23 protein-coding genes and 2 tRNA genes are annotated in these 24387 nt (G+C 59.0%); 17 read left to right on the top strand and 8 right to left on the bottom strand.

Going from position 1 to position 24387, the window contains the following annotated elements:
• Positions 1 to 39: 39 nt before the first annotated feature.
• Both J2T55_RS04885 and cysS read right to left on the bottom strand, forming a co-directional pair.
• A tRNA-Pro gene (locus J2T55_RS04885) sits at positions 40 to 116 on the bottom strand.
• A 148-nt stretch (positions 117 to 264) separates the two neighbouring features.
• Complete coding sequence (gene cysS, locus J2T55_RS04880) at positions 265 to 1644, bottom strand: cysteine--tRNA ligase (protein ID WP_259054586.1); 1380 nt, start codon at positions 1642 to 1644, stop codon at positions 265 to 267.
• A gap of 152 nt (positions 1645 to 1796) precedes the next feature.
• Between cysS and J2T55_RS04875 the strand changes: the two genes are divergently transcribed.
• Together J2T55_RS04875 and J2T55_RS04870 are read left to right on the top strand one after the other, a co-directional pair.
• Positions 1797 to 2297 (top strand): peptidylprolyl isomerase, encoded by a 501-nt coding sequence (locus J2T55_RS04875; RefSeq protein WP_259054585.1) that lies wholly within the window; start codon positions 1797 to 1799, stop codon positions 2295 to 2297.
• A gap of 9 nt (positions 2298 to 2306) precedes the next feature.
• Positions 2307 to 3038 carry a UDP-2,3-diacylglucosamine diphosphatase gene (locus J2T55_RS04870; protein WP_259054584.1) on the top strand — a complete coding sequence of 244 codons (732 nt, stop codon included), beginning with the start codon at positions 2307 to 2309 and terminating at the stop codon, positions 3036 to 3038.
• Positions 3039 to 3277: 239 nt separating this feature from the next.
• On the opposite strand, the gene ampE is transcribed toward J2T55_RS04870, so the two are convergent.
• Both ampE and ampD read right to left on the bottom strand, forming a co-directional pair.
• Positions 3278 to 4195, bottom strand: a complete 918-nt coding sequence (gene ampE, locus J2T55_RS04865) for a regulatory signaling modulator protein AmpE (protein WP_259054583.1) — start codon at positions 4193 to 4195, stop codon at positions 3278 to 3280.
• A 12-nt stretch (positions 4196 to 4207) separates the two neighbouring features.
• Complete coding sequence (gene ampD / locus J2T55_RS04860) at positions 4208 to 4795, bottom strand: 1,6-anhydro-N-acetylmuramyl-L-alanine amidase AmpD (RefSeq protein WP_259054582.1); 588 nt, start codon at positions 4793 to 4795, stop codon at positions 4208 to 4210.
• A gap of 84 nt (positions 4796 to 4879) precedes the next feature.
• Between ampD and J2T55_RS04855 the strand changes: the two genes are divergently transcribed.
• From J2T55_RS04855 to nadC, 4 genes are all read left to right on the top strand, one after another.
• Positions 4880 to 5650, top strand: a complete 771-nt coding sequence (locus J2T55_RS04855; RefSeq protein WP_259054581.1) for a class II glutamine amidotransferase — start codon at positions 4880 to 4882, stop codon at positions 5648 to 5650.
• Complete coding sequence (locus J2T55_RS04850; RefSeq protein WP_259054580.1) at positions 5647 to 6804, top strand: SUMF1/EgtB/PvdO family nonheme iron enzyme; 1158 nt, start codon at positions 5647 to 5649, stop codon at positions 6802 to 6804. The genes J2T55_RS04855 and J2T55_RS04850 overlap by 4 nt, the downstream gene beginning before the upstream one ends.
• 106 nt (positions 6805 to 6910) lie before the next feature.
• Entirely contained in the window at positions 6911 to 8260 is a 1350-nt protein-coding gene (locus J2T55_RS04845; protein ID WP_259054579.1) for an alanine/glycine:cation symporter family protein, read from the top strand.
• 2 nt (positions 8261 to 8262) lie between these two features.
• A complete protein-coding gene (nadC, locus tag J2T55_RS04840; RefSeq protein ID WP_259054578.1) occupies positions 8263 to 9093 on the top strand; it encodes a carboxylating nicotinate-nucleotide diphosphorylase in 831 nt (276 codons plus the stop codon).
• A 59-nt stretch (positions 9094 to 9152) separates the two neighbouring features.
• Here the strand turns inward: nadC and fchA are convergent, their stop codons facing one another.
• Positions 9153 to 9776 carry a methenyltetrahydrofolate cyclohydrolase gene (fchA, locus tag J2T55_RS04835; RefSeq protein WP_259054577.1) on the bottom strand — a complete coding sequence of 208 codons (624 nt, stop codon included), beginning with the start codon at positions 9774 to 9776 and terminating at the stop codon, positions 9153 to 9155.
• Between the two features lie 256 nt (positions 9777 to 10032).
• Between fchA and J2T55_RS04830 the strand changes: the two genes are divergently transcribed.
• The 7 genes from J2T55_RS04830 to J2T55_RS04800 all read left to right on the top strand — a co-directional run bounded on the left by J2T55_RS04830 (position 10033) and on the right by J2T55_RS04800 (position 19729).
• Positions 10033 to 10890, top strand: a complete 858-nt coding sequence (locus tag J2T55_RS04830) for an NADP-dependent methylenetetrahydromethanopterin/methylenetetrahydrofolate dehydrogenase (protein ID WP_259054576.1) — start codon at positions 10033 to 10035, stop codon at positions 10888 to 10890.
• Positions 10891 to 10905: 15 nt separating this feature from the next.
• Positions 10906 to 12081: an SPOR domain-containing protein gene (locus J2T55_RS04825; RefSeq protein ID WP_259054575.1), complete on the top strand. Its 1176-nt coding sequence runs from the start codon at positions 10906 to 10908 to the stop codon at positions 12079 to 12081.
• 123 nt (positions 12082 to 12204) lie between these two features.
• Complete coding sequence (locus J2T55_RS04820) at positions 12205 to 12945, top strand: hypothetical protein (RefSeq protein ID WP_259054574.1); 741 nt, start codon at positions 12205 to 12207, stop codon at positions 12943 to 12945.
• Positions 12942 to 13664, top strand: a complete 723-nt coding sequence (locus tag J2T55_RS04815) for a hypothetical protein (protein WP_259054572.1) — start codon at positions 12942 to 12944, stop codon at positions 13662 to 13664. Before J2T55_RS04820 ends, J2T55_RS04815 begins: the two co-directional genes overlap by 4 nt.
• Positions 13665 to 13874: 210 nt before the next feature.
• Positions 13875 to 16235 (top strand): TonB-dependent receptor, encoded by a 2361-nt coding sequence (locus J2T55_RS04810; RefSeq protein WP_259054571.1) that lies wholly within the window; start codon positions 13875 to 13877, stop codon positions 16233 to 16235.
• Between the two features lie 295 nt (positions 16236 to 16530).
• A complete protein-coding gene (locus J2T55_RS04805) occupies positions 16531 to 17301 on the top strand; it encodes a PAS domain-containing protein (RefSeq protein ID WP_259054570.1) in 771 nt (256 codons plus the stop codon).
• Positions 17219 to 19729, top strand: a complete 2511-nt coding sequence (locus J2T55_RS04800) for a sensor domain-containing protein (RefSeq protein WP_259054569.1) — start codon at positions 17219 to 17221, stop codon at positions 19727 to 19729. The genes J2T55_RS04805 and J2T55_RS04800 overlap by 83 nt, the downstream gene beginning before the upstream one ends.
• 182 nt (positions 19730 to 19911) lie before the next feature.
• On the opposite strand, the gene J2T55_RS04795 is transcribed toward J2T55_RS04800, so the two are convergent.
• The 3 genes from J2T55_RS04795 to thiO all read right to left on the bottom strand — a co-directional run bounded on the left by J2T55_RS04795 (position 19912) and on the right by thiO (position 21612).
• Positions 19912 to 19987, bottom strand: a tRNA-Thr gene (locus J2T55_RS04795).
• A 44-nt stretch (positions 19988 to 20031) separates the two neighbouring features.
• Positions 20032 to 20463, bottom strand: coding sequence for a Fur family transcriptional regulator (locus J2T55_RS04790; RefSeq protein ID WP_259054568.1), 432 nt, complete (start codon positions 20461 to 20463; stop codon positions 20032 to 20034).
• 51 nt (positions 20464 to 20514) lie between these two features.
• The gene (gene thiO, locus J2T55_RS04785) at positions 20515 to 21612 is read right to left on the bottom strand and encodes a glycine oxidase ThiO (RefSeq protein ID WP_259054567.1); all 1098 of its coding nucleotides are present in this window, start codon (positions 21610 to 21612) and stop codon (positions 20515 to 20517) included.
• A 195-nt stretch (positions 21613 to 21807) separates the two neighbouring features.
• Between thiO and J2T55_RS04780 the strand changes: the two genes are divergently transcribed.
• The 4 genes from J2T55_RS04780 to J2T55_RS04765 are packed head-to-tail and all read left to right on the top strand — an operon-like array spanning position 21808 to position 24383.
• Positions 21808 to 22308: a GspH/FimT family pseudopilin gene (locus tag J2T55_RS04780; protein ID WP_259054566.1), complete on the top strand. Its 501-nt coding sequence runs from the start codon at positions 21808 to 21810 to the stop codon at positions 22306 to 22308.
• The gene (gene pilV / locus J2T55_RS04775; protein WP_259054565.1) at positions 22305 to 22775 is read left to right on the top strand and encodes a type IV pilus modification protein PilV; all 471 of its coding nucleotides are present in this window, start codon (positions 22305 to 22307) and stop codon (positions 22773 to 22775) included. The genes J2T55_RS04780 and pilV overlap by 4 nt, the downstream gene beginning before the upstream one ends.
• A 5-nt stretch (positions 22776 to 22780) precedes the next feature.
• Positions 22781 to 23857: a PilW family protein gene (locus J2T55_RS04770; RefSeq protein ID WP_259054564.1), complete on the top strand. Its 1077-nt coding sequence runs from the start codon at positions 22781 to 22783 to the stop codon at positions 23855 to 23857.
• Between the two features lie 13 nt (positions 23858 to 23870).
• Positions 23871 to 24383, top strand: a complete 513-nt coding sequence (locus J2T55_RS04765) for a pilus assembly PilX family protein (protein WP_259054563.1) — start codon at positions 23871 to 23873, stop codon at positions 24381 to 24383.
• The last annotated feature ends 4 nt before the right edge of the window (positions 24384 to 24387 follow it).

Below are 24387 nucleotides of genomic sequence, written 5' to 3'. Positions count from 1 at the left end.
TCAACTTACTGGCTTATCAGCCTTTAATTACTTCACTTCTGGTCGGGGCAGAGGGATTTGAACCCCCGACCCCCTGCTCCCAAAGCAGGTGCGCTACCAGCCTGCGCTATGCCCCGTAAATCTTTGATTCATTTTCGAATCATCTTCCAGTCACCACAACCGATATTCTACTCGAACAGCCGATTGCGCGGGAGGGCGGGATAATACGCGCCGGCCGCGTAAGCGTCAATTTTAATGGCTTTAGAACAACTTAGCCATACGCGACTAGCCCCGGCGCCAGGTTGTGCCGCTGGCGGTGTCCTCCAGCTGAATGCCTTGGGCCGCCAATTCGTCGCGGATGCGATCGGACTCGGCAAAATCCTTGCGCTGGCGTGCCTCGCTGCGTTGCTGGATCAGCGCCTCGATGGCGGCGCTGTCGAGCGCATCGTCGGCGCGCTGCGGCGTACCCTGGAGAAACGCCTCCGGCTCGCTCTGGCACAGCCCCAGCACAGCACCGAGATGCTTCAGGGTAGCCGCCAGGTCGGCCTGTTCCTGACCGCTTGCCCGGTTGATACGCCCGGCCAGGTCGAAAAACACCGCCAGCGCGTCAGGGGTGTTGAAATCGTCATCCATGGCGGCACGGAAACGCTCGACCTCGTCATCCAGGATCTCGCCGCCGCTGGCGTCGGCGTGACGCAGCGCCGTGTACAGTCGCGTCAACGAGGCCTTCGCGTGTTCGAGATTTTCGCCAGAGTAGTTCAGTGGGCTGCGATAGTGACTGGCCAGAATGAAGAAACGCACGATCTCCGGCCGGTACTGTTTCAGCACGTCGCGCACAGTGAAAAAGTTGCCCAGCGATTTCGACATCTTCTCGTCGTCAACACGGACAAAACCGTTGTGCATCCAGGTCTTGACGAACGGCTGGCCGGTGGCGCCGACCGACTGCGCGATCTCGTTTTCATGGTGCGGAAACTGCAGGTCCATGCCGCCACCATGAATATCGAAATAATCCCCGAGGCAATGGGTCGACATGGCCGAACACTCGATATGCCAGCCGGGCCGGCCCGGTCCCCAGGGTGACGCCCAGCTCGGCTCGTCCGGCTTGGCCGCCTTCCAGAGCACGAAATCCAGCGGATCCTGTTTCGATTCCTGCACCTCGACACGGGCGCCGGCGCGCAGTTCATCAAGATGCTTGCCCGACAGCCGGCCGTAGTCCTCGAAACTGGTGATGTCGTAATAGACGTCGCCATTATCGGCGACATAGGCATGGCCGCGCGCGATAAGCTGCTCGATCATTTTGGTAATGTCATCGATGTGCGCGGTAGCGGCCGGTTCCTGATCCGGACGCTCGACGCCGAGTGCATCGGCATCCTCGTGCATTGCCGCGACAAAGCGCGCGGTCAGCTCACCGATGGTCTCGCCGTTTTCGCGCGCACGCGTGATGATCTTGTCGTCGATATCGGTGATGTTGCGCACGTAGTTGACGTCATAACCACTGTAGCGCAGGTAGCGCGCGACCATGTCGAACACCAGCATGACGCGGGCATGGCCGAGGTGGCAGTAGTCATACACGGTCATGCCACAGACGTACATGTTGACCTGTCCGGGCGTCAGGGGTTCGAAGGCGGACTTCTTGCGGGTCAGGCTGTTGTAGATCTGGAGCATCGGGTTCTTCTTGGGAGTACGGGATTCGGCTGCGGCCAAGGCGCGCATGTTAGCCGAATTGCGGGATCGACTCAAAAGCCGGCCGGCGTCCGTGGCTGTCGACAGGCCCCCTGTGCAATAATCGCGACTCATTCCTTTTCAGGCAGACTGCCATGCAAGTCAAGCTGACCACCAGCCGCGGCGACATCGTTATCAACCTGCACGACGAACAGGCGCCGCAGACGGTCGCAAACTTTCTCGACCATGTCCGTTCGGGCCACTACGACGGCACCATTTTTCACCGCGTCATCAAGGGTTTCATGATCCAGACCGGCGGCATGGATGCCGACATGCGCAGCCGGCCCGGCGGCGGCCCGATCCGCAACGAGGCGAACAACGGCCTCAATAACCTGACCGGCCAGGTCAGCATGGCACGGACATCGGATCCACACTCCGCCAGTGCGCAGTTCTTCATCAATACCAACGACAACCTGTTTCTCGATTTCAAGGCCGAGACCGCCGATGGCTGGGGTTACTGCGTATTTGGCGAGGTCAGCGCAGGCATGGACGTGGTGCGCGACATCGAGTCGACCAAAACGACCCGTAAGGGCGGCCATGCCGACGTGCCGGTCGAACCGATAGAAATCCGCCAGGCGGAGATCCTGGACAGCTAGCCGCCGATCATGCGCACACTGTTCGTCTCCGATCTGCACCTCAGCGACGAACGCCCGGACCAGCTGGATCTGTTCCGCCGTTTCATGAGCGGGCCGGCGCTGGAGGCGCAGGCGCTGTATATTCTCGGCGATCTGATCGAAGTCTGGGCCGGCGACGACGACGCGACAGCGCCGCACCCCTGGCTCATCGCAATCATGCGCCGGTTCACCGATGCCGGGGGGCGGCTGTTCGTCATGCGCGGTAACCGCGACTTTCTCATGGGCGAGCGTTTCTGCCGCGAAACCGGCGCCACCCTGTTACCGGACCCGAGCGTGATTGAACTGAACGATCGCCGGGTGCTGATCATGCACGGCGACCTGCTTTGCACGCAGGACACCGGTTACCAGCGCTACCGCCGGCTGGTGCACCATCCGGCGTTCCAGAAGGGCTTTCTCGCCATACCGCGGTTTCTGCGCGTCGGCATCGCGCATGGCTTTCGCAACCTGACGCGGCGCACCACGCGCCAGAAGGCAAATACGATTACGGACGTCGAGCAAAGCACGGTTGAAGCGACGCTGCGCGAGCACGGCGTTTCATTATTGATACACGGCCATACACATCGGCCGGCGGTGCATGACTTCGATCTCGACGGTCAGCCGGCACGCCGCATCGTTATCGGCGACTGGTACGAGCAGGACAGCGTGCTGGTCAGCGACGACCAGGGCGAACGGCTGGTGCGGGTGCGGGAACTGCTGGACTGAAGCGGCCTGTAGGAGGCCCGACCCCGGGCCGAACAGGAGGCCAGTTACAGTATCTGAATCTTGTCTTCGCGGCGGGGTCGCCGCTCCTACCAATTAATAAGTTAGCATCCACCCCCCATCCTAACCTTCCCCCGTCTAGGGGGAAGGAACAAGGTGTACTGCGCGCTGTGGATTGATGCGCTCCCACGGGAGTCGGACCTACCAATCACGAATCACCAGTCACCAATCAACCAGGCCCATCAGCTGACGACGCCGGCGATCGTCATGACCGCCAGCACGCTGAGCCAGACGATCAGCGTACGGTTTTCAAGTCCGCGCGCCATCTCGATCCAGCTGATGATGTCCTCGCTGTGCGGCTCGCCTGCCGTCGTACTACCAGCAGCAACGTTCTCGCTGCCGGTGTCGTCAGCGTCGGTGTCGTAAACCTGCGGAAACTGCAGCGCGTTCAGGCCCGACTCGATCAACACGTCTTCGTTGACCGCCAGGCTGCGCGCCTCAGCCCGGCGCCAGCCCTCGATTGCATCGACCAGGTTGCCGGCCAGGGCAAAACCCAGTGCCGACAGCCGCGTGGTCGGCCAGTTGAGCAGGTTATACAGATCGCGAATGCTGTTGGCGAAACCGCCATGCACTTCATGGTAGTGGCGATACAGCTCGGCGGTCAGGCGATACAGCAGCGCACCCACGGGACCGAGTACGGCGAACCAGAACAGCACCGCGAACAATCGCACGTTGGCCTGCTCCAGCAGACTGGCCAGCGTGCCGCCGAGCGGGCCGTAAGGGTGCCAGTGGTGATTGATGAAAGCGGCATGGGCCTCGGCCGCGGCATTGCGATCGCCGGCTTCCAGCGCCTCGGTGTAGCGGCTGACCTGGTGGCCTAGGTCCGCCGGACCGAGGCAGTAGAGCAGCACAGCGCATGCGAGCAGGAAGTCGAGCACCGGCGTAACGCTATGCAACGCCTGGATGATGACAGCGAGCAGCAGCAACGGCGGCAATAGGATGACAATGACACCGAACGGCCCCTGCCAGAGCGAACGGGTCGACAGGCGATTTTCACACCAGCGCGAGTAGGTCCGGAACCAGCCGAAGTGCCGCAGGTGGTCGACGGCACCAACAAAACGCTCAATGGCAAGTACCAGCAAGATGGCGATCAGGGTCATGCGAATGCTCCGTTATTCAATGAGTTGCCGGTAGTATGTCCAGTCAAAAGCCGGGCCCGGATCGGTCTTGCGGCCCGGCGCGATATCACTGTGGCCGACGATGTGACTGCCCGCAAGCGCCGGATAATGGCGCTGTAACGCCCGCGTCAGCTGTGCCAGCGCGCGGTACTGCGCCGCCGTGTAGGCCACATCATCGGTGCCCTCGAGCTCGATGCCGACGGCAAAGTCATTGCAGCGTTCCCGACCCAGAAAACAGGACGCGCCGGCATGCCAGGCGCGATCGTTCACCGACACGTACTGGGTGACCGCGCCACTGCGATCGACAAGCAGATGCGATGACACCCGCAGCCCGGCGATTTCGCGGTAATAAGGGTGCGCTGACGGGTCCAGCGTATTGGTAAACAGCCGGTCGATGCCGTCGCCGCCGAATTCGCCCGGCGGCAGGCTGATGCCGTGAATGACCAGCAGGTCGATGCTTGCCTCCGGCGGACGCGCGTCGCAGTTCGGTGACGGCAGCTGGCGCACGCCCGCGAACCAGCCGGTTGCACCGTCCAGTTCAGGCGTTGTATCAGTTACGGGTGCCGGGGTTTGGCCGCTCATGCGTCCATGCTAGGCTAAGCTTTGGGTAGTTGAAAGCCACCCCCACCGGTTTAGCACCGGTTACCACACTGGATTGAAGGGATTATGTGTCGACTGGCGGCCTACGCCGGCCCCCCGCTGTCACTGCGCCAGCTGCTGCTGGCACCGCCGCACAGCCTGTATAAACAGGCCTACGCGCCGGCGGAGATGGTCAGTGCTGTGCTGAACGCCGACGGTTACGGCTTCGGCTGGTACGACGACGAGCAGCGGCCGCGCATCTACACGCACACGCTGCCGATCTGGTCCGACGGCAACCTGCCGGATCTGGCCGACAGCCTGTCAGCGCGGCTGTGGCTGGCCAACGTGCGCAGCGCCACCCCCGGCCAGTCGGTCAACCTGGCCAACACCCAGCCATTCCGCGCCGGCCCGCTGATGTACCTGCACAACGGTTTCCTGCAGGACTTCAACAGCGGCCTGCGGACGCGCTTCCACGAGCACCTGCAGGCCGACCTGAGCGCCAGCCTGCAGGGCACCACAGACTCCGAGTACCTGTTTGCGCTGGTACGCCAGCACCTGCGCCACACGCCCGACCTGGGCCGTGCCCTGAGTACCGCGCTGGACGAACTCGAGGATCTGCTCGCCGGCCGCCAGGCGCTGCTCGGCATCGTCATGAGCGACGGCGACAGCCTCTACGCGGTGCGCCACGGCATCGGCTGCGCACCGCCGACCATGTACGTCAGCGACAGCGACCCGGACTATGCCGGCGGCTGGCTGATTGCCTCGGAGCGCCTGACCGAACCGCGCTACTGGCAGACGCTGACGGCCGGCCGGGTACACCGCTTCAGTCCCGGACAGCCGCTTGCCGCCAGCGCATGAGCAGTCTGGAACGGCTGGCACGCTACCAGCGGCTGGTGCTGGATCTCGTAACCGATGAAGGCACCGACCACTACAGCCACCAGTTTCATCCCGACCTGAGCCCCAGCGGCTGGCACCTGGGCCACTGCGTATTCACCGAAAACTACTGGATCCGCGAGGTCATTGAGGCACAGCCGCTGGCCGCCGCCAACCGTGACCTGTACGTGCCGGAGTTCTCCTACAAGCCGGCGCGTGGCCAGCAACTGCCCGATTTTCACGACCTGATCGACTGGGCCGGCCGCGAGCAACGCGAGAATAGCCGGCGCCTGCAGCAGTTGCAGCACAACCCGCGCCGGCATCCGCTGCTCAGGGGCGGCTACCTGCACGATTTCCTCATTCAGCACTACGCCCAGCACTACGAGACGCTGTGCTATGCGCGCGCCCAGCGCCAGCTGCAACAGGCCAGTGCTGTACCGGTGCGGCCGTTGCCCGTACGCCGGCCCAACGCCCGCGACGCGGTCACGCTCGCGGGCGGTGACTACGCCGTTGGCCAGACTGCGCCCGGCCGCCCGTACGACAACGAGCATTCACGCCATACGATCACGCTTGCCGGCTGCCGGCTGGCACACCGGCCGCTGTCGAACGCCGAGTTTTTCGGTTTCATGGAGGATGGCGGCTATGAACGGCGTGAACTCTGGTCCGACGCCGGCTGGCACTGGCTGCAGACTGCCGCGGTCGCACGACCCGGCTACTGGCGTTGTGACGACCCGGGCCATTATTTCCAGGTCAGCCCGGCCGGGGCAGAGCGCCTGCGCCCGGGCGCGCCGGTCGTCGGCATCAATTACCACGAGGCCGCGGCGGTGGCCGCCTGGGCCGGTGCCCGCCTGCCACACGAGCACGAGTGGGAAGCCGCGACGCGCAGTGGCCTGCTGCAAGGTCGCGGCCAGGTATGGGAATGGTGTGCGAACGCCTTCTATCCCTACCCCGGCTTCCAGGCGTATCCCTATGACGGCTACTCGCTGCCCTACTTTGACAATGCACACTTCGTTTTGCGGGGCGGCAGCCGTTACACCCGGCGGGTCATCAAGCGTCCCAGTTTTCGCAACTACTACGAGGCCGACAAGCGCCACCTGTTTGCCGGTGTGCGCCTGGCCTGGGACAGTCCCCCGGCCTGATCCCGACCGGCATGACCGGCATTCAACGTAATGGCCGCGGTTATGCTGTAATGCGATTATTCGATATCAATAAAAACAATGAACCCAGGATAAGCGGATGATTCCCATGGAAACCCTCGAGACGCTGCTCGGCCAGTTCAGCAACTTCATCTGGGGCGTGCCGATGCTGTTGATGCTGCTCGGCATCGGCCTTTACCTGACCCTGGGCCTGCGGGCGATGCCATGGCGCAAGCTCATCGCGGCCTGTCGTTACCTGTGGCAGGGGCGTGAATCGCGTGCCGGTGACGAGGGCGACATTTCACCCTTTCAGGCGCTGATGACGGCATTGTCCGGCGCCATCGGCACCGGCAACATCGCCGGCGTCGCCACCGCCATCTACCTCGGCGGTCCGGGGGCCGTGTTCTGGATGTGGATGACGGCTCTAGTCGGCATGGCCACCAGCTTCTGCGAAGGGTATCTCGCGGTGCGCTACCGCGAGCAGGATGCGCTCGGCAACTATGTTGGCGGGCCCATGTATTACATCAAGAACGGCCTCGGCCAGCGCTGGCTGTGGCTGGCCGGCACGTTTGCCTTTCTCGGCACCTTCGCCGCCTTCGGCATCGGTAACATGGTGCAGGCGCACTCGGTCGCCGACGTCATGCATTCCACGTTCAGCATACCGACCTGGGTGACCGGCGTGGTACTGGTCATCCTGACTGCCGCAGTGATTCTCGGCGGCATCAAGCGTATCGCCGAGGTGGCCGGCAAACTGGTTCCGGTCATGGCGGCCGGCTACATCCTCGGCGCACTGGTACTCATCGGCCTGAATTTCGAGGCCGTTCCGGACGCGCTGGCACTGATCTTCACGGATGCGTTCACCGGCACCGCCGCGACCGGCGGCTTCGCCGGCGCCGCCGTGTGGGCAACGATCCGTTACGGCATCGCCCGTGGCGCGTTTTCCAACGAGGCCGGCATGGGCAGCACGCCGATTGCCCACGCCGCCGCGCGCACCCGCGATCCGTTCAAGCAGGGCCTGCTGGCCATGCTCGGCACTTTCATCGACACCCTGCTGGTCTGCACCATGACCGCACTGGCCATCGTCCTCAGCGGCCAGTGGACCAGTGGCGAGAATGGCGCACCGCTGACCGCGCTGGCCTTCGAGACCGGCCTGCCCGGCCCCGGCGGCTGGATCGTCACCTTCAGCCTGATGATCTTCGCCTTTACGACCATTCTCGCCTGGAGCTATTACGGCGAGCGCTGCGCCGAGTACCTGTTCGGTGTGCGCGCCATCCAGCCGTACCGCTACGCCTGGCTGGCGCTACTGCTGGTCGGCTCGCTCGGCCAGATCGGGCTGGTCTGGATCATCGCCGAGATCATGAACGGCCTGATGGCGATACCGAACCTGGTCGCCCTGGCGGCGCTGAGTCCGCTGGTCTTCCGCGCGGTGCGCGAACGCCTGGCACAAGGTGAACTATGACCGTGCAATGGCCCGACCCCGCGGTCGTACAACGTGACGTCGCCGCGGCGCTGGCCGAGGATGTCGGTAGCGGTGATCGCACCGCCGCGCTGATTCCCGCCGACAAACCCGGCCATGCCCGGGTCATCTGCCGCGAGGCGGCCGTGCTCGCCGGCCAGCCGTGGTTCAGCGAGGTCTTCCGTCAACTCGACCCGGACGTGCGCATCGACTGGCATCTTGGCGACGGCGATCGCATGGCGCTGGACAGCTGCGTGTGTGAACTTCAGGGACCGGCCCGCGTGCTACTCACCGGCGAGCGCTCGGCACTGAATTTTCTCCAGCTGCTGTCCGGCACGGCCACCGTGACCCGAAACTATGTCGACGCGGTCGCCGGCAGCACTGCCACGATCCTGGATACCCGCAAGACCCTGCCGGGATTGCGGCTGGCACAGAAATACGCGGTACGCTGCGGCGGCGGCGCCAACCACCGCATCGGCCTGTTCGACGCGATCCTGATCAAGGAAAACCACATCGCCGCCGCCGGCAGCATCAGCGCCGCGGTGACAGCGGCACGCCAGCAACAGGTGCCGATCGAGGTCGAGGTGGAAAGCCTGAAACAACTGGAAGAAGCGACACGCGCCGGCGTGACGCGGGTACTGCTGGACAACTTTAACGAGCAGGGATTGCGCGCGGCGGTGGCACAGAATGCCGGCCGGGTAGAACTGGAAGCCTCGGGCAGCGTTGATGAAGAGACGGTGGCGACGATCGCCGCCACCGGCGTCGATTACATCTCAATCGGCGGACTGACAAAGCACGTCCGCGCAATCGATTTTTCCATGCGACTGGATGGTTAATGGTGACTGGCGAACAGTGAATGGTATCCCTATCAAATTCACCAATTACTACTCACCAATCACAATCTAGATTTGACGATTTCATAAACCTCGTCGGTCAGTTCGCGCGTGCCTGACAGGGTCTGCTCGAGTTCCTGCTCGCGCGACTGCTTGAAGTCCTCGTCCTTGATGCCGCCGACGTTGATGTAGACGTTCAGCGCGGCACTGCGTAATGCGGCCTCGGCAGCCAGAACGGCGACGCCGGCGTCGCTGATGACGTTCTTGTTGCCCTTCTCGGCCAACGGCTTGGACAGCTTGATGACTTCGGCGGCGGCCTTGGCACAGTCCAGGGGTACGTCGGTGGCTTCTTTCAGTGCCGCCTGGATGGCCTTGCTGCGCTCGGCCTTTTGCTCATCGGTGTCCTTGGGCATGCCGTAGGCGCCCATGACCTGGTTGAAGACGTCGATGTCGGCCTTGATCATGCCGGTCAGCTTATCGCGCAACGCCTCGCACTGATCCAGTATCTCGCGCACCTCGGCGTCGACGTCCTCGTAGCCTTTCTTGCCGACCGTGAAGTTGCCGACCATGCTGCCCAGCGCCGCGCCCATGGCACCCATGATCGCCGCGGCGCTACCGCCACCCGGGGTCGAGGCCTTGCTGGCCAGTTCATCGAGAAACTGCTGGATCGGTTGGTCCTTAATCATGCTTTCCTCCGCGCGGTTCGGGTAGTGTTGGTTATAGCGACAGCCACCGGCGACTCAAGCCGGCGCAAAACAGCCGCAGATTTGCAGAAAAGCGATTGATTATACAGCATTTCGGCCCCTCGTCGCGGCCCCGCCCAAGTTGTCGGATCGGTGCGCATGCGTTAACTTATGCGCCATTCAGCCGACCGGCCCGGCCGGCCGGCGCCGCACAGCCGCTGACAAACGATTAAAAAAACCCGATAAATCGAGGACATCCATGAAAAAGTTACTGTTCCAGCTCGACACCGACATGCACCCGGCCGTTTTCGACAGCGTCGTCGCCTACGACGGTGGCGCCGATCACGTCATCGGCCATGGCAATGTAACGCCGGACAACGTCGCTCCGCTGGTCGAGGGCACGATCTTCACCCGTGCGCCGAAGGAAAAGCGCTTCACCGCGATCTTTGTCGGCGGCAGCGACATGGCGGCCGGCCAGGAACTGTTCAAGGCCGTACAGAAGATGTTCTTCGCCGACTTCCGCGTGTCGGTCATGCTGGACAGCAACGGCAGCAATACCACCGCCGCCGCCGGCGTCGCCAAGCTGATGTCCAGCGGTGCGGTCAAGGGCAAGAAGACCGTGGTGCTGGCCGGCACCGGTCCCGTCGGCATGCGCGCCGCGGCATTGCTGGCGCGTGAGGGCGCCGACGTGTCGCTGACCTCGCGCGATCAGCAGCGCGCCGATCAGGCCTGCAAGGCTATAGCCGAACGCTTCGAGGTGAACGTTACGCCGATCGAGGCCAAGGACAATGCCGCCCGCGCCAAGGCCATTGCCGACGCCCAGGTCGTGTTCGCCACGGGTGCGGCTGGCGTCGAGCTGCTTGGCGAGGACGACTGGGCCAACAACAAGACCATCGAACTGATGGCCGACGCCAACGCCACCCCGCCGCTCGGCATCGGCGGTACCGGCATGATGGATAAGGGCAAGGACTACGATGGCCGCATCATGTGGGGCGCAATCGGCTTCGGTACGCTGAAGCTGGCACTGCACCGCGCCTGTATCGACAAGCTGTTCGAGGCACACGACCAGGTGTTCGACGCCGAAAACATCTTCGATCTTGCCAAGACCATGGCCTGACCGGACAGCGCATCGATGCCGTTCCGACCCGCCGGTCTCACGTACACCGTGAACGCCCGGATAACTCTGTTGCGTGGCGCCACCGCCATTGTCCTGGCGCTGTGGCTGGCATTATTGACCGCGAGCCCGGCGCTCGCCCAGGGCTACAACGAGGCCAAGCAGGCTTACCTGGCCAAGGAATACGACAAGGCACTGAATATCCTGGAGCCGCTGGCCACCGAGGGTGACAGCGATGCCCAGGTTCTTCTGGGCCTGATGTACGACTACGGCCATGGCGTCGAAGCCGACCCGCAGACCGCCATCGACTGGTATACGCGGGCGGCGCGCCAGGGTCTGCCGGTGGTCCAGCATGACCTCGGCGTCAAGTACTTCCAGGGCAAGGGCATCGAACGCGACTACGATCAGGCCAGGCTCTGGTGGCAGATGGCCGCTAATGCCGGTCTCGCCGATTCCCAGTTCAATCTCGGCCTGATGTACTACCGCGGCCTGGGCGTGGCCCAGGATCGTGAACGGGCCCGCGATCTGTTCGAACAGGCCGCCGCACAGGACCATGCCAACGCCCAGTACAGCCTGGCCGTCATGTATGCCTTCAGCCAGGGTGTCGAGCAGGACTACGAGCGCGCCTTCAAGCTGTTTGAGGCGGCCGCAGATAACGACATTGCCCAGGCGCAGTACAACCTCGGCGTGTTCTTTGAAAACGGTTACGGCGTCGACAAGGAAATGGACCGCGCGCGTTACTGGTATAAACAGGCAGCGGCCAATGATATCGACAAGGCCGTCGAGAGGCTCGCGGTCCTGGACGGTGATGCCAGCGGTGCCGCCGGTAGCGAACCGGAAGATACCGCTACCGCTGCTGACGACATTCGCGAAGCAACCGACATGGCCGGGACCAGCGGCCAGTTCCGCCGCGACGACTGGCTGCGCGAGCAGTCGGCCGGGGAATTTACTATCCAGCTGATCAGCCTCACCGACGAACAGTCAACCAAGCAATATCTGCAGGACCATGCCTTAACGGACCGTGGCGGTTACATTGAAGTCAAAGTGGACGGGCAGCGCCGCTACAATGCCATCTACGGCACCTACAGTAATTACGAGTCTGCCCAGGCTGCAATCACCGAACTGCCAACATCCGTACAACGCGGCCAGCCCTGGGTCCGGAATTTCGGCGTATTACAGGATTTGATGCCCTGAGCGGCGTGAGCTTTTAAGGTGCGATACCGAACAGGCACGGCGCCGTCATCGTGTTGTGTACAATAGCGATGGACTATGGTCTGCTAAATACCGTTTCAGCGTATCAAACTAGGGGACTGTCGCGTGGCGAGTTTTAACGATGTGTTGCGGGCACCTGCAGAAGATCTGCTCAGGATCTTCTACGTTTTCCGTTCGCAGCCACAACAGCAGCACCAGACACCCGCCGCCATTGCCAAAAGCCTGGATCTCAGCAACGGTCAGCTCATGTGCGGTCTCGGTTTCAACCGGGAGTGCCGCGAACTCAGCGAAATCGTCGACATCCTCGGTTTCCGCCGCTTCGCCGACATCGAGGAACGGCGCAACGAGTACTTCGCCAAAGACATATACCGGCGCCTGACGCTGGACAATATTCTCGCCATCTACGAGGTCGTCAAGCACGATGCCGAGATTCTGCACAGCATGCAGTACCTGTTGCGCCGGCGGCTGCAGTCCATCGAGGAAAACATCGAATCGACCATCAACTCGCTGACCATAGAGAAATACAAGGCCGAGATTCGTGCCATCTACTCCGACGGCATTGCGTCCATCGATTTTGCCAAGGAGCGCCTGCAGCAAATGGACAATGGCTTCCGCGCCCTGGCAAACGAGGTCAGTATGATCACGGAATACAAGCTCATTCCGGTTGGCGAGGTATTTTTCATGGACACCATCCTGCCGGAAGAAAAGCGCCGCCTGCTCAGCCAGGGCGATATTCCCGATGAACTGGTCGAGATGCGCCTCGAGGACAGCTCGATTCCCGGCCAGGAGAGCCGCGTATTGCGCGAGTACCTGCGGCTGAACAGACACCAGGAAGGTGGCGAATGACGCAGACGGTCGGCTTCACCGAGCTGCTGACGGCGACGGACACCGATCTGGTCCGCCTGTTCTACAGGATCAAGTCCGATCCCAGGGATGATTTCATCATTCGCATCAACAGGGTTGCCGAACAGCTCGGCCTTAATCATACCCAGTTAATCTGTGCGCTCGGTTTCAACCGGCACATCCGCGATCTGTCCGACATCCACTCGGTACTCGGCTTCAAATCATACAAGTTGCTGATGTACCGCAATAACGAGTTGTTTCGTACCGACACCTACCGACAGCTGTCGATCGACAACGTCATCGACATCTACGCCGAGCACCTCGAGGATGAGGATATCTTTGCTGCCCTGCGGCAATTGCTGAAGCCGCGGCTCGACAATATCCAGGCGCGTATCGCCGACAGCGACGACCCACAGCTGACGATCTGCTACCGCATGGAGGTCCACACCATCTACACAGCCGGCCTGGCCGATACAGCCTTTGCCGAGAGCCGGCTGGCCGAGCCCATCAGCCGTTTTCGCGAACTGGCCAGCGAGGTCAAGGTTGTCGCCGACAGCGGCCTGCTGCCGCCCAGCAACATGTTTTTCATGGACAGCCTGTCCCCCGGCGAAAAAGTCAGCCTGATCGAACAATGCGGGATCAGCCGCGCCATGATCGAAAACCGCCTGAAAAATGCCAGGATTTCGGCTGACGAGCGCGACCAGCTGGAAAACTACATCTAGCCCCCACCGGCCGCGGCGACGTTTTGTCCGCCGTATATTCACTCTAGAATATAGACAGGAATTTTTCCTGCCAATTATTAGCCAGTATCCTATTGTCACCGGGAAACAAGACGGCTACGCAATCCCGCTGAAAAAGGGTAGCTTGCAGCCTAATAACAAGGTCGTCGCAACGGCCATCTATACACAAATAAAACAGCTGAGGGGATAGCAATGGGAGAGATGTTCACACCCAAGCCACTGTCACGTGCGATCGTTTTCGCGCTGGCGGCCGGCGGCATACCGACGATAGGTCTCGCACAGGATGAGCCGGAAACCATGCAAGCCATCGAGGTTATCGGCGTGACGCCAACGCTCGGTGTTGGCCTGCCCGAGGACAAGATTCCGTACAATGTCCAGTCCGCCGATGATGAGGATCTGGATCGGACCAAAAGTCTCGACATCACGGACTACATGAACCGCAATTTTGCCGGGGTCATCGTCAACGACGCGGTCAACAACCCGCTGCAACCGGACATTCAGTACCGCGGCTTCACCGCCTCTCCCCTGCTCGGCCTGCCGCAGGGCCTGGCGGTCTACCAGAACAGCGTCCGCGTCAACGAAGTCTTTGGCGACACGATCAACTGGGACCTGATCCCGGAATCCTCGATTGCCAACATGAACCTGGTCGGTGGCGCCAACCCGCTGTACGGCCTCAACACCCTGGGCGGCGCCATCGCCCTGGAAACCAAGAATGGTTTCACCCATCCGGGGCATAGCCTGGAAGTCTATGGCGGCTCCTACGAACGCTACGTCACCACGGTGGAAAGCGGTGGCAACAACGGCACCTGGGGCTACTACACCACCTTCCAGTATTTTGACGAGGAAGGCTGGCGCGACGCCTCACCGTCGGATTCGCTTAACCTGTTCACCGCCCTGAGCTACCGCGATGGCAATACCACATCGCTGGACCTGAACTTCAACTACGCCGACACTGACCTGATCGGCAACGGTGCCATTCCGATTGAGCTCGCCCAGCGCGACCGCTCGGCTATTTTCACCTCGCCCGACCAGACCAAGAACGAGATGTTTTTCCTCGACCTGGAAGGTGAACACTGGCTGAACGACGTGACCCAGATATCCGGTAACATCTTCTATCGCGATAATGACACCAACGCATTCAATGGTGACGGTTCGGAATACGACGAATGCGACTCTGACCCGACCGTCCTGTGTGAGGAAGACGAACCCACCGATCCGATCGAGGATCAGAACGGCAACGAGATCGCCGTCGACGGCGGCAACGGCGAGCGCAACGGCCTCCAGAACCGCAGTACCCGTGACCAGGAAAACTATGGTTTCTCGTTGCAGACAGCGTTTTTCAACGACCTGTTCAACCGTGATAACCAGCTCATCATTGGCGGCGGTTATAATGCCGGCGAGGTGGACTTTATGGCGAGCAGCGAAGTCGCACGCCTGACACCCCAGCGCAGTACGATTGGCTCGGGACTGTTCGTGCCGGAGGAAGGCACCTTCATAAACTCGGAAGTCGAAAGCTGGTCGCTGTATGTAACCGATACCCTGTCGCTCACCGAAAAGCTCGACTTGACCCTGTCAGCCCGCTACAACCACACGAACGTCAAGCTCAATGACCGGGGCGGAACCGATGCTGCCGGTCACACCGTCGCGGAACCGGATCTCAACGGTGACCACGACTTCGACCGCATCAATCCGGCGATCGGACTGACCTACGCCATTCGCGACAATCTGTCGACCTATGCGAGCTACAGTGAGTCATCACGCGCACCGACGGCCGTGGAGCTGGCCTGCGCCGACGAGGATGCACCGTGCAGCCTGCCGAACGGCTTCTTGGCCGATCCGCCGCTGGAACAGGTGGTTGCGAAAAGCTTCGAGGGCGGTTTCCGCGGCAGCTTCCGCAACATCGGCATGATGGACGTACTGAACTGGCAGGTCGGTGCATTCCACACCACCAACGAGGATGACATCATCTTCCAGACCACAGGCGGCGTTTCCAGCAACCAGGGTTTCTTTAACAACGTCGGTGACACCGAGCGCGTCGGTATGGAGCTCGGCCTCAATGGTGTAGTAGAGCGCCTCAACTGGTTTATGAACTACAGCTATGTCAGCGCCACCTACGAGGATCCGTTTAGTTCCAATAGCGCCAACAATCCCGCTGCCGACAGCAATGGCAAGATCCAGGTGCAGCCTGGCGATCACATCCCCGGCATTCCAGAGCATACTTTCAAGGTAGGCGGTGATTTTGCAGTCACTCCGAAACTCAGCCTTGGTGCCGATCTGCTGTACAAGTCGGGCGTCTATCTCCGCGGTGACGAATCCAACCAGCTTGGCAAGCTGGACGACTACGTAACCGTGGATCTGCGGGGTGAATACCAGATCAACAAGATGTTCAGCGTCTTTGCACTGGTCAACAACGTCTTCGATGAGGACTACGAGAGCTTCGGTCTACTGGGCGAACCCGACGAGGTGCCCGGCTTCGACAACTTCGAAGATGCTCGTTTCGTCGGCGTCGGAGCGCCGCGTTCTGCCTACATAGGCGCGCGGATGCAATTCTAGGGTGAATCACATCGCTACACTAAGAAGGGCGCCATTGGCGCCCTTCTTTATTATCCCCGACCAAACCCGGACCCGCTCACTCAGACCCTGCAGGTACAAACCAAGCCGGCCGACAAGTTACTAACTCCCCTTGCCCTGCTCACTTACAGCCAGCCTAACTTGCTGAAAATTAACCAATAGCCAAAGAATGCATTGCTGAGTGTGTCTGCAGGCAGTTGATGCTATGGTAAAAAGACAGGATGAATGTCTTGTCGGTACTACAAGGTAATTCCTGCACATACGGGTATATAAGACAATGTATGAGCAGATTCAGCAAAACGAATCTACATATCGCCAGTTGTTCGAATCCAGCCCCTCCCCCATGTGGGTCTACGATCTGGAGAGCCTCGGGTTTCTGGCCGTAAACAATGCCGCCGTAAGTCATTATGGCTATACGCGCGAATCCTTTCTGGCAATGACTATCAAGGAAATACGTCCGCCAGAAGAAATTCCTGCCTTGCTGGCCAATATCACCAATGTAGACTCGGACACGGACCATGCCGGTGTCTGGCGACACCAGCTTGCTGACGGCCGGATCATTTTTGTCGAGATCATTTCCCAGCCCCTGACTTTCGCGGGCCGACTCGCCGAGATCGTCATTGCGCATGATGTCACCGAACGCGTGGAAGCAGAGGAGAAAGCCAGCCAGAATAAACTTCTGTTGCAAATCGCCGGACAGACCGCACGCCTGGGTGGCTGGTCCATCGATTTGCGGGATAACCGCATTATCTGGTCAGATGAAGTCTGCGCCATTCACGAGGAACCGCCCGGAACATCCCCAAGCCTGGAAGAAGGAATCAATTATTACGCGCCGGAGTATCGTGATCATATTCGGACAGTATTCGATACCTGTGTCAACGACGGGATACCCTACGATGAAGAGTTGCAGATCATTTCCGCCAATGACCAGAGGGTCTGGGTGCGGGCCATCGGGCATCCTGTGCATGACGACGATGGAACCGTCATCAAGGTTCAGGGCTCTTTCCAGGACATTACAGAAAAAAAAACTGGCGCAAGAGGAGGCTAGACGCCTTGCCGAACGACTCATGTCGACCCTGGAAAGCATAACCGACGCCTTTTTCATCCTGAATCATGAATGGCGGTTTACCTACCTTAATCAGCAGGCCGAACGGCTTTTACAACGCGATCGCAACGACCTTGTGGGGAAGTTTATATGGGAGGAATTCCCTGAAGCTATAAACGGTATTTTTTATCGTGAATATCACCGTGCCATGTCTGAGAAGTGCACTGTCGGCTTCGAGGAATATTTTGATCCACTGGAGACCTGGTTTGAGGTCAATGCTTATCCATCAGAAGAAGGTCTGGCAGTCTATTTTCGTGACATAACCGAACGCAAGGCTGCGCAACGCATAATGCACGAAAGTGAGGAACGTTTCAGGAATATCGCCCGGGCTACTGCAGACGCCGTCTGGGACTGGGACATGAAAACTGATGTCATGTGGTGGAACGATGGTATACACACGCTGTTTGGGTACAGCCCCAAGGAAATCGAATCCGACATCAGTTCGTGGACCAGCCGCATTCATCCCGATGAAAAAGATCAAATACTGGCTGAAGTCCATCATGCCATCGACAGTGGTGCCGGAAGCTGGACAGGCGAATACCGATTCCGACGCAAGGATGGTTCATATGCCTATGTCTGGGATCGCAGTTTCATTATCCGTGATGAATACGGCAAAGCCGTACGCATGCTCGGCGGCAAGAATGACATTACCGAATCGAAACTGCAACAGGCCAGACTGACCCAGCAGGCCGAACTACTGGACAAGGCCCACGATGCAATCATAATCCGGGACATGGACAATCATGTTTCATTCTGGAACAAGGGCGCTGAACGCCTCTACGGATGGACAGCCGAGGAAGTTGCCGGACGTCACCTGGAAGAATTTCTTTACGAGGATACCAAAGGGTTCAGAACGGCCATGGAGGAATTACAGAAAAATGGTGAATGGCGCGGTGAACTGGAGCCAATCCACAAGAACGGCAAAAGGTTGATTATCGAGGCACACTGGACATTGATACAGGATGATGCCGGCTATCCAGAATCAATACTGGCCATCAATACGGACATCACGCAGCGCAAGGCCGCTGAGCACGAAATCCAGTACCTCGCCTTTTATGATCAATTGACACAATTGCCTAATCGACAACTCATGCTGGATCGCCTGCAACGGGCCATTAACGCAACTTCGCGAAACGGGCAGCATGGTGCGCTTCTGTTTATCGACCTGGATAATTTCAAGATCCTCAATGACACGCTTGGTCATGATATTGGCGATTTACTTCTGCAACAGGTGGCCCAACGGCTAACAACATGTATCCGGGAAAGTGATAGCTTGTCCCGTCTTGGTGGCGACGAATTCGTGGTTATGCTGGAAAACCTGGGCGGTGACTCCCTGGAAGCTGCCAGCCAGGCAGAAACTATTGGCGAGAAAATCCTGGCCGCACTTAATGAAAGCTATTCACTCTCTGACTACGAGCACCAATGCACACCCAGTATCGGTATCACCCTGTTCAGCAACCAGGAACATAACATGGATGAATTGCAAAAAAGAGCTGATCTAGCCATGTACCAGGCAAAAGGTGAAGGCCGCAATACCATACGTTTCTTCGATCCTGATATGCAGGCGGCTATAACCAACCGGATAACACTGGAAGCGGACTTGCGTAGTGGGCTAAAACAAAATGACTTCCTTGTCTATTATCAGCCTCAGATAGTCAAGGATGGTAAGCTGCTGGGTGCCGAGGCGTTATTACGCTGGCAGCACCCATCGCGAGGCTTGGTTTCACCGACTGAGTTCATACCTCTGGCCGAGGATACAGGGCTGATCCTGCCGCTCAGCGAATTCGTACTGATGACGGCTTGCAATCAATTGGTTGCCTGGGCACAGCACCCTGAAACAGCTGAACTTAATCTGTCAGTCAATATCAGCGCTCGCCAGTTTCATCATAGGGATTTTGTTGATCAGGTGCTGGGCACACTCGCGAAATCAGGTGCCAACCCGGAAAACCTGACTCTGGAACTTACGGAAAGCCTGCTAGTGGAGGATATGGAAAGCGTCATATCGAAAATGACCACCCTAAAGTCCAGGGGCATCAGTTTCTCCCTGGATGATTTTGGCACCGGCTATTCATCGCTCAGTTACCTTAAGCGATTGCCACTGGATATCCTGAAGATCGATCAATCATTCATCCGCGACTTACTGACCGATCCAAGCGACGAGGCAATCGTGCGCACGGTCATTTCCCTCGGCCAGAGTCTGGAACTGGCCGTAATTGCTGAAGGCGTGGAAACCGGGGAAACCCGCGAAGCTCTGATAAATATTGGCTGTCATGTTTATCAGGGGTATCTATTCAGCCATCCTCTACCGATCGAGGAATTCAATAAATTCATTCGCAAGATGCAGACGGAAACAATAACAAACAAGGTTTGAAACAGAGGTTGCCGGAGAGAGGATGATTCGGCACTGACGTGCCTCACCCTACGGGCCGGATGCGCTATGCGCATCCGTTCAAATTGGCCGTTGGCCAATTTGTCGAACATATTGTTTGACGGAAGTTCGAACACATCTCCCGAACAACTAAAAAGGCCCATACCATGATGGACCTTCAGAATTGGTGCCGGAGAGAAGATTCGAACTTCCGACCCACGCATTACGAATGCGTTGCTCTACCAACTGAGCTACTCCGGCTGAATCATGAAGGGGTGCGAGTATAGAGAACGGACCGGGCTGACTCAACTGTTGCTGCGATCTTCGTTACGCACCCGGATGATGACGTCTATACCATCACTGCGGGTGGCCTCTGGCAGATCGGGCAGACGGGCAAATTCCACGGCCGAGGCCGGAATATCAGTCAGGTCGCCGGTGTCCTGGTTATAGAAATGATGGTGCGGCGTGGTATTCGAATCGTAGAACACCTTGCTCGAGTCGACCATCACCTCCAGCACCAGGCCCTTTTCCGCGAACAGGTTGAGCGTATTGTAAACCGTGGCCTTGGAGACCTTTCTGCCGCTCTGGTTGACCCGCTCGAGGACTTGGTCGGCCGACAGATGCTGGTGCGTCGCCAGCAATACGGCGGCTATATGCAGTCGCTGGCTGGTCGGCAATATGCCGTGCTGCTTGAACAGCTCGGTGAGCGAATTTTCCTGATCGTCCGAGATTCCCATGACTGAATTATATAAGCACGGGCACGCCCAGACAATGAATGCATCTGAGTCTCACTCAGCAATATGCCGATCCGGCGCGAAGGCCGCCGCCGGCGGGCAGTCGGTGCCGTCCACCATGATGTCCGCCAGCAACTCGGCCGAAGCCGGTGCCAGCAGAATGCCGTTGCGGAAGTGGCCGTAATTGACGTAGAGCCCGTCAACACCAGGATGGCGCCCGATATAGGGCAGGCCATCAGCCGTGGCCGGCCGCAACCCTGACCAGTGGTGCATCGGAACCCGATCCGCCAGCTGCGGTGCCAGGCGCGCGGCCATGGTCCGCAGACCGTTGGCGGCCGCGGTGGTCGTCTCGCTATCGAAACCGACCTGCTCGAGCGTGCTACCGGCCAGGATCAGACCATCGCGTCGGGGAATCAGGTACTCGCGTGTCTGTAGAACCATCCGCTGCAAGAGCCCGGGCTCGGCCTGAAAGGCCAGCATCTGCCCGCGTACAGGCGTCACGGCCAGATCGGGCTTACAGTCGCTCAGGAGCTCACTACTCCAGGCGCCGGCGGCAACAACCACACGCCCAGCCACAAGTCGTTCGCCATCGACGTCCACGCCGCTACAGCGCCCGTCCGTCAGCACCAGGCGAATGTTGTCACCGGTGCAAAAATGCACGCCGCGCGCCTGCAGATCCCGGCGCAGCGCCTTGAGCAGTCGCGGATTGCGAACCTGGGCAACGTCCGGCAGCAGCAGGCCGCCTGCATGGGACGGTCCGACAGCCGGTTCCAGCGCCGTCAGCCGTTCGCTATCCAGCCATTCATGGGTAACCGCCTGGTATTCAAGCCATGCATCCACCCGGTCATGATCGAGCGGTTCCAGTACCAGCATGCCGCAGCTATCGTACTCGGCATCAATGCCCGTATCCCGCTTGAGCGCGGCCACCAGACCTGGAAACAGCTGCTGGCTGCGCCGGGCAAGCTGCGTAATCGGTTCGGGCTCCAGCCAGGGTTCCAGCGGCGATAGGATACCCCCCGCTGCCCAGCTGGCGGCCGGCCCAGCAACGGCCTTGCCGCAGACCACCACCTGCAGGCCACGTCCCAGCAGCTCACGGGCCAGGAACAGCCCGGCGGCACCATCTCCCGCGATCAAGCAGTCCGGTGTCGTCATAAGTCTCTGCAAAAGTCTTCAAAAGCCAATCAACGAGCAATTGCCGCCGCCCATCCGCCAGCAAGGACCGCTGGTCTGAACAGGCCTGACATTCGCCGCAAGCTTGCCTAAATTCAAGGCTGGGTAATCTTATTCAGCCGTGATTATGACGCATGAAAATCCACGGGTATATATAAAGGGACAAGAGCAATACCGATGACGGACAAACCTGCTAACGGCTTCACGCTGATTGAACTGCTGGTCACGATGGCCATCGTGGCAATCCTGGCCGTGGCCGGTATCCCGATGTTTGGCGACTTGGTCAAGAATAATCGAATCACCGCACAAGCCAATTCTGCCATTACGGCGCTCCACTACGCCCGCAGTGAAGCCATCAATCGCGGCGTCGATGTCAGGGTCGAACCGATAGTCGCCGGCACCGACTGGTCCGCCGGCTGGCGCGTCCGGATAGATGGCAACAATGACGGCGACTTTTCCGACAGTGAAGACGTCATCACCCGCACCTTTGACGAAGTTAAATCCAGCAGTCTGACAAGCAGCGAGAACAATATAATCTATATGCCAAACGGCCAGGTAGATACCGGCGCAACGCTGACCCTGCTGGCTGATAAGTGTACCGGCGAACATAAACGAGTCATCAACGTAAAGCCCTCGGGCCATGTCTGGCTGGATGAAAACGACAGGGATTGCCCATGAAATCAAGAAACACATCCATTTATCGCATAAAAAGCATCAACTCAGGATTCTCATTACTTGAAGTCATGATTGCACTGTTTGTCCTATCGATAGGATTGCTCGGGCTGGCGGCCCTTCAATCGGTTGCTTTGAAAAGCAACCACAGTGCCTACCATCGTTCCCAGGCCACGTTTCTGGCCTACGACATCATGGATCGCATGCGCGCTAACAAGAATGCAGCCAAAGCGGGCAATTATAACGTCGAAATGGGCGCCAACCCCAGTGGCAGCGGGAGCCTTGCTGCCAATGACGTCTCGGACTGGGTCAACAACCATGTTGCCCAACTTCTGCCGGCCGGTGACGGTTCCATCAATTGTGATAACCAAGGAATGTGCCTGGTTATCGTGCAATGGGACGAGTCACGTGCCGGTGGCACAGCAACAGGAGGCGATGACACAGCCGAATTCGAGCTTGAGGCAGAGATTTAACCGCCATGAATAAACCACATAACAAACTAAAAAAACGGCAATCAGGCCTGTCCATGATTGAACTCATGGTTGCACTGGTCATCGGTCTGGTGTTGACCGCCGGCGCCATCCAGATTTTCATCAGTAACAAACAGACTTATCGGCTGGAATCAGAACTATCACGGATGCAGGAAACCGGCCGATTCATCGTTGACACGATCAGCAAAGAAGTCCGCATGGCTGGCTACACCGGCTGCTCGAGCCGCGGCAATATTGATATGAATACAATATCCAACAATCCGCCGCCGTTCGATCCTACTGGTGAAAATGCCATTCTCGGTTATGAGGCAACCGGTGGAGGTTCATGGTCGCCGACCTTCCCTACCATTATAGAGAACGCCATAAATGACATTGATGGCGATGCATCCAAGGACATTATCAGTGGCACCGATTTCGTGATTATCCAGAGAGCTGACGAATGTGGTGGCACGGTTGACGAGATCGATGTTGCCAATGCAAACATCAAGATCAATTACCCCAACACCTGCGATTTTCAACAGGATCAGACGGTAATGGTCACCAACTGTCGGACGGCTGATATTTTCTCGATTACCAACGTGACGTCTAACGAATCCAGTGGCCGGCAAAATCTGGCGCACTCAAACAGCGGCAACACTGATAATAGATTATCACAGACCTACGGCACGGATTCGCAGGCATTCATATTTCGTTCAAACATATTTTTTATCGCCACTGGAGAAACCGGCGAACCCGCTCTTTACATGGCCCAGTGGAATCCAGTCGACCCTGATGATTACACCATAATTGAACTGGCTGATGGTGTCGTTGATATGCAGATTCTCTATGGAATCGATAACGCGGGGGGTGATGAATACGCGGATAACTATGTTACAGCCAACAATGTTACCGACTGGAATGACGTGAGAAGCGCCCGGATCAGTTTATTGTTACAGAGCGACGATAATCTGACTAGCGAATCGCGCAGCTACATGTTTAACGGCGCTGAAGCCAACCCGGGCAATGACCGTCGTTTGCGCATGACGTTCACATCAACTGTGACACTGCGCAATCGCTTGCAATAATAAGGAGATAGCAATGGCATCATTGAATAACCATCAGAAAGGCGCCGCGCTGATCGTCAGTCTCCTGCTGTTGCTGGTCATGACGCTGCTTGGCATCAGTGCGGTGACGACCACGACAATGGAAGAGAAAATGGCTGGCAACATCCGCAACAAGCATGTGTCATTTCAGGCAGCTGAAACAGCACTGCGTGCTGGCGAACAGGTTGCTGCCAACCTCGATCCGGACACGACTTTTAATGGGGCAAGCGGCCTTTATCCGCGTACTGAGGTCGGTGACACCAACTATCCAATCTGGATGCAGACCAGCGGTATCAACTGGCAAGGCGTTAGTGGCGTCAAGGGTGTCGTTCAAGATCCCGTGTATGTTGTCGAGGATTTCAGCAATGCGCCGAGGGACAAGAACTGCATGCTGGAACTGCCGCCACCGCCCGGCTGCATGCTGCCGATTTACCGAGTAACGGCTAAGGGGTGGGGCCAGAACACCAACGCCGAAACCATGCTGCAGTCCACCTACAAGCAACTCTGACAGC

Origin of the sequence: Methylohalomonas lacus (assembly GCF_024808875.1) — a bacterium.
In the GTDB taxonomy this organism is placed as follows: domain Bacteria; phylum Pseudomonadota; class Gammaproteobacteria; order Methylohalomonadales; family Methylohalomonadaceae; genus Methylohalomonas; species Methylohalomonas lacus.
Note: the sequence above shows the minus strand (reverse complement) of the source record. Positions and strands in the feature narration are given on the sequence as shown.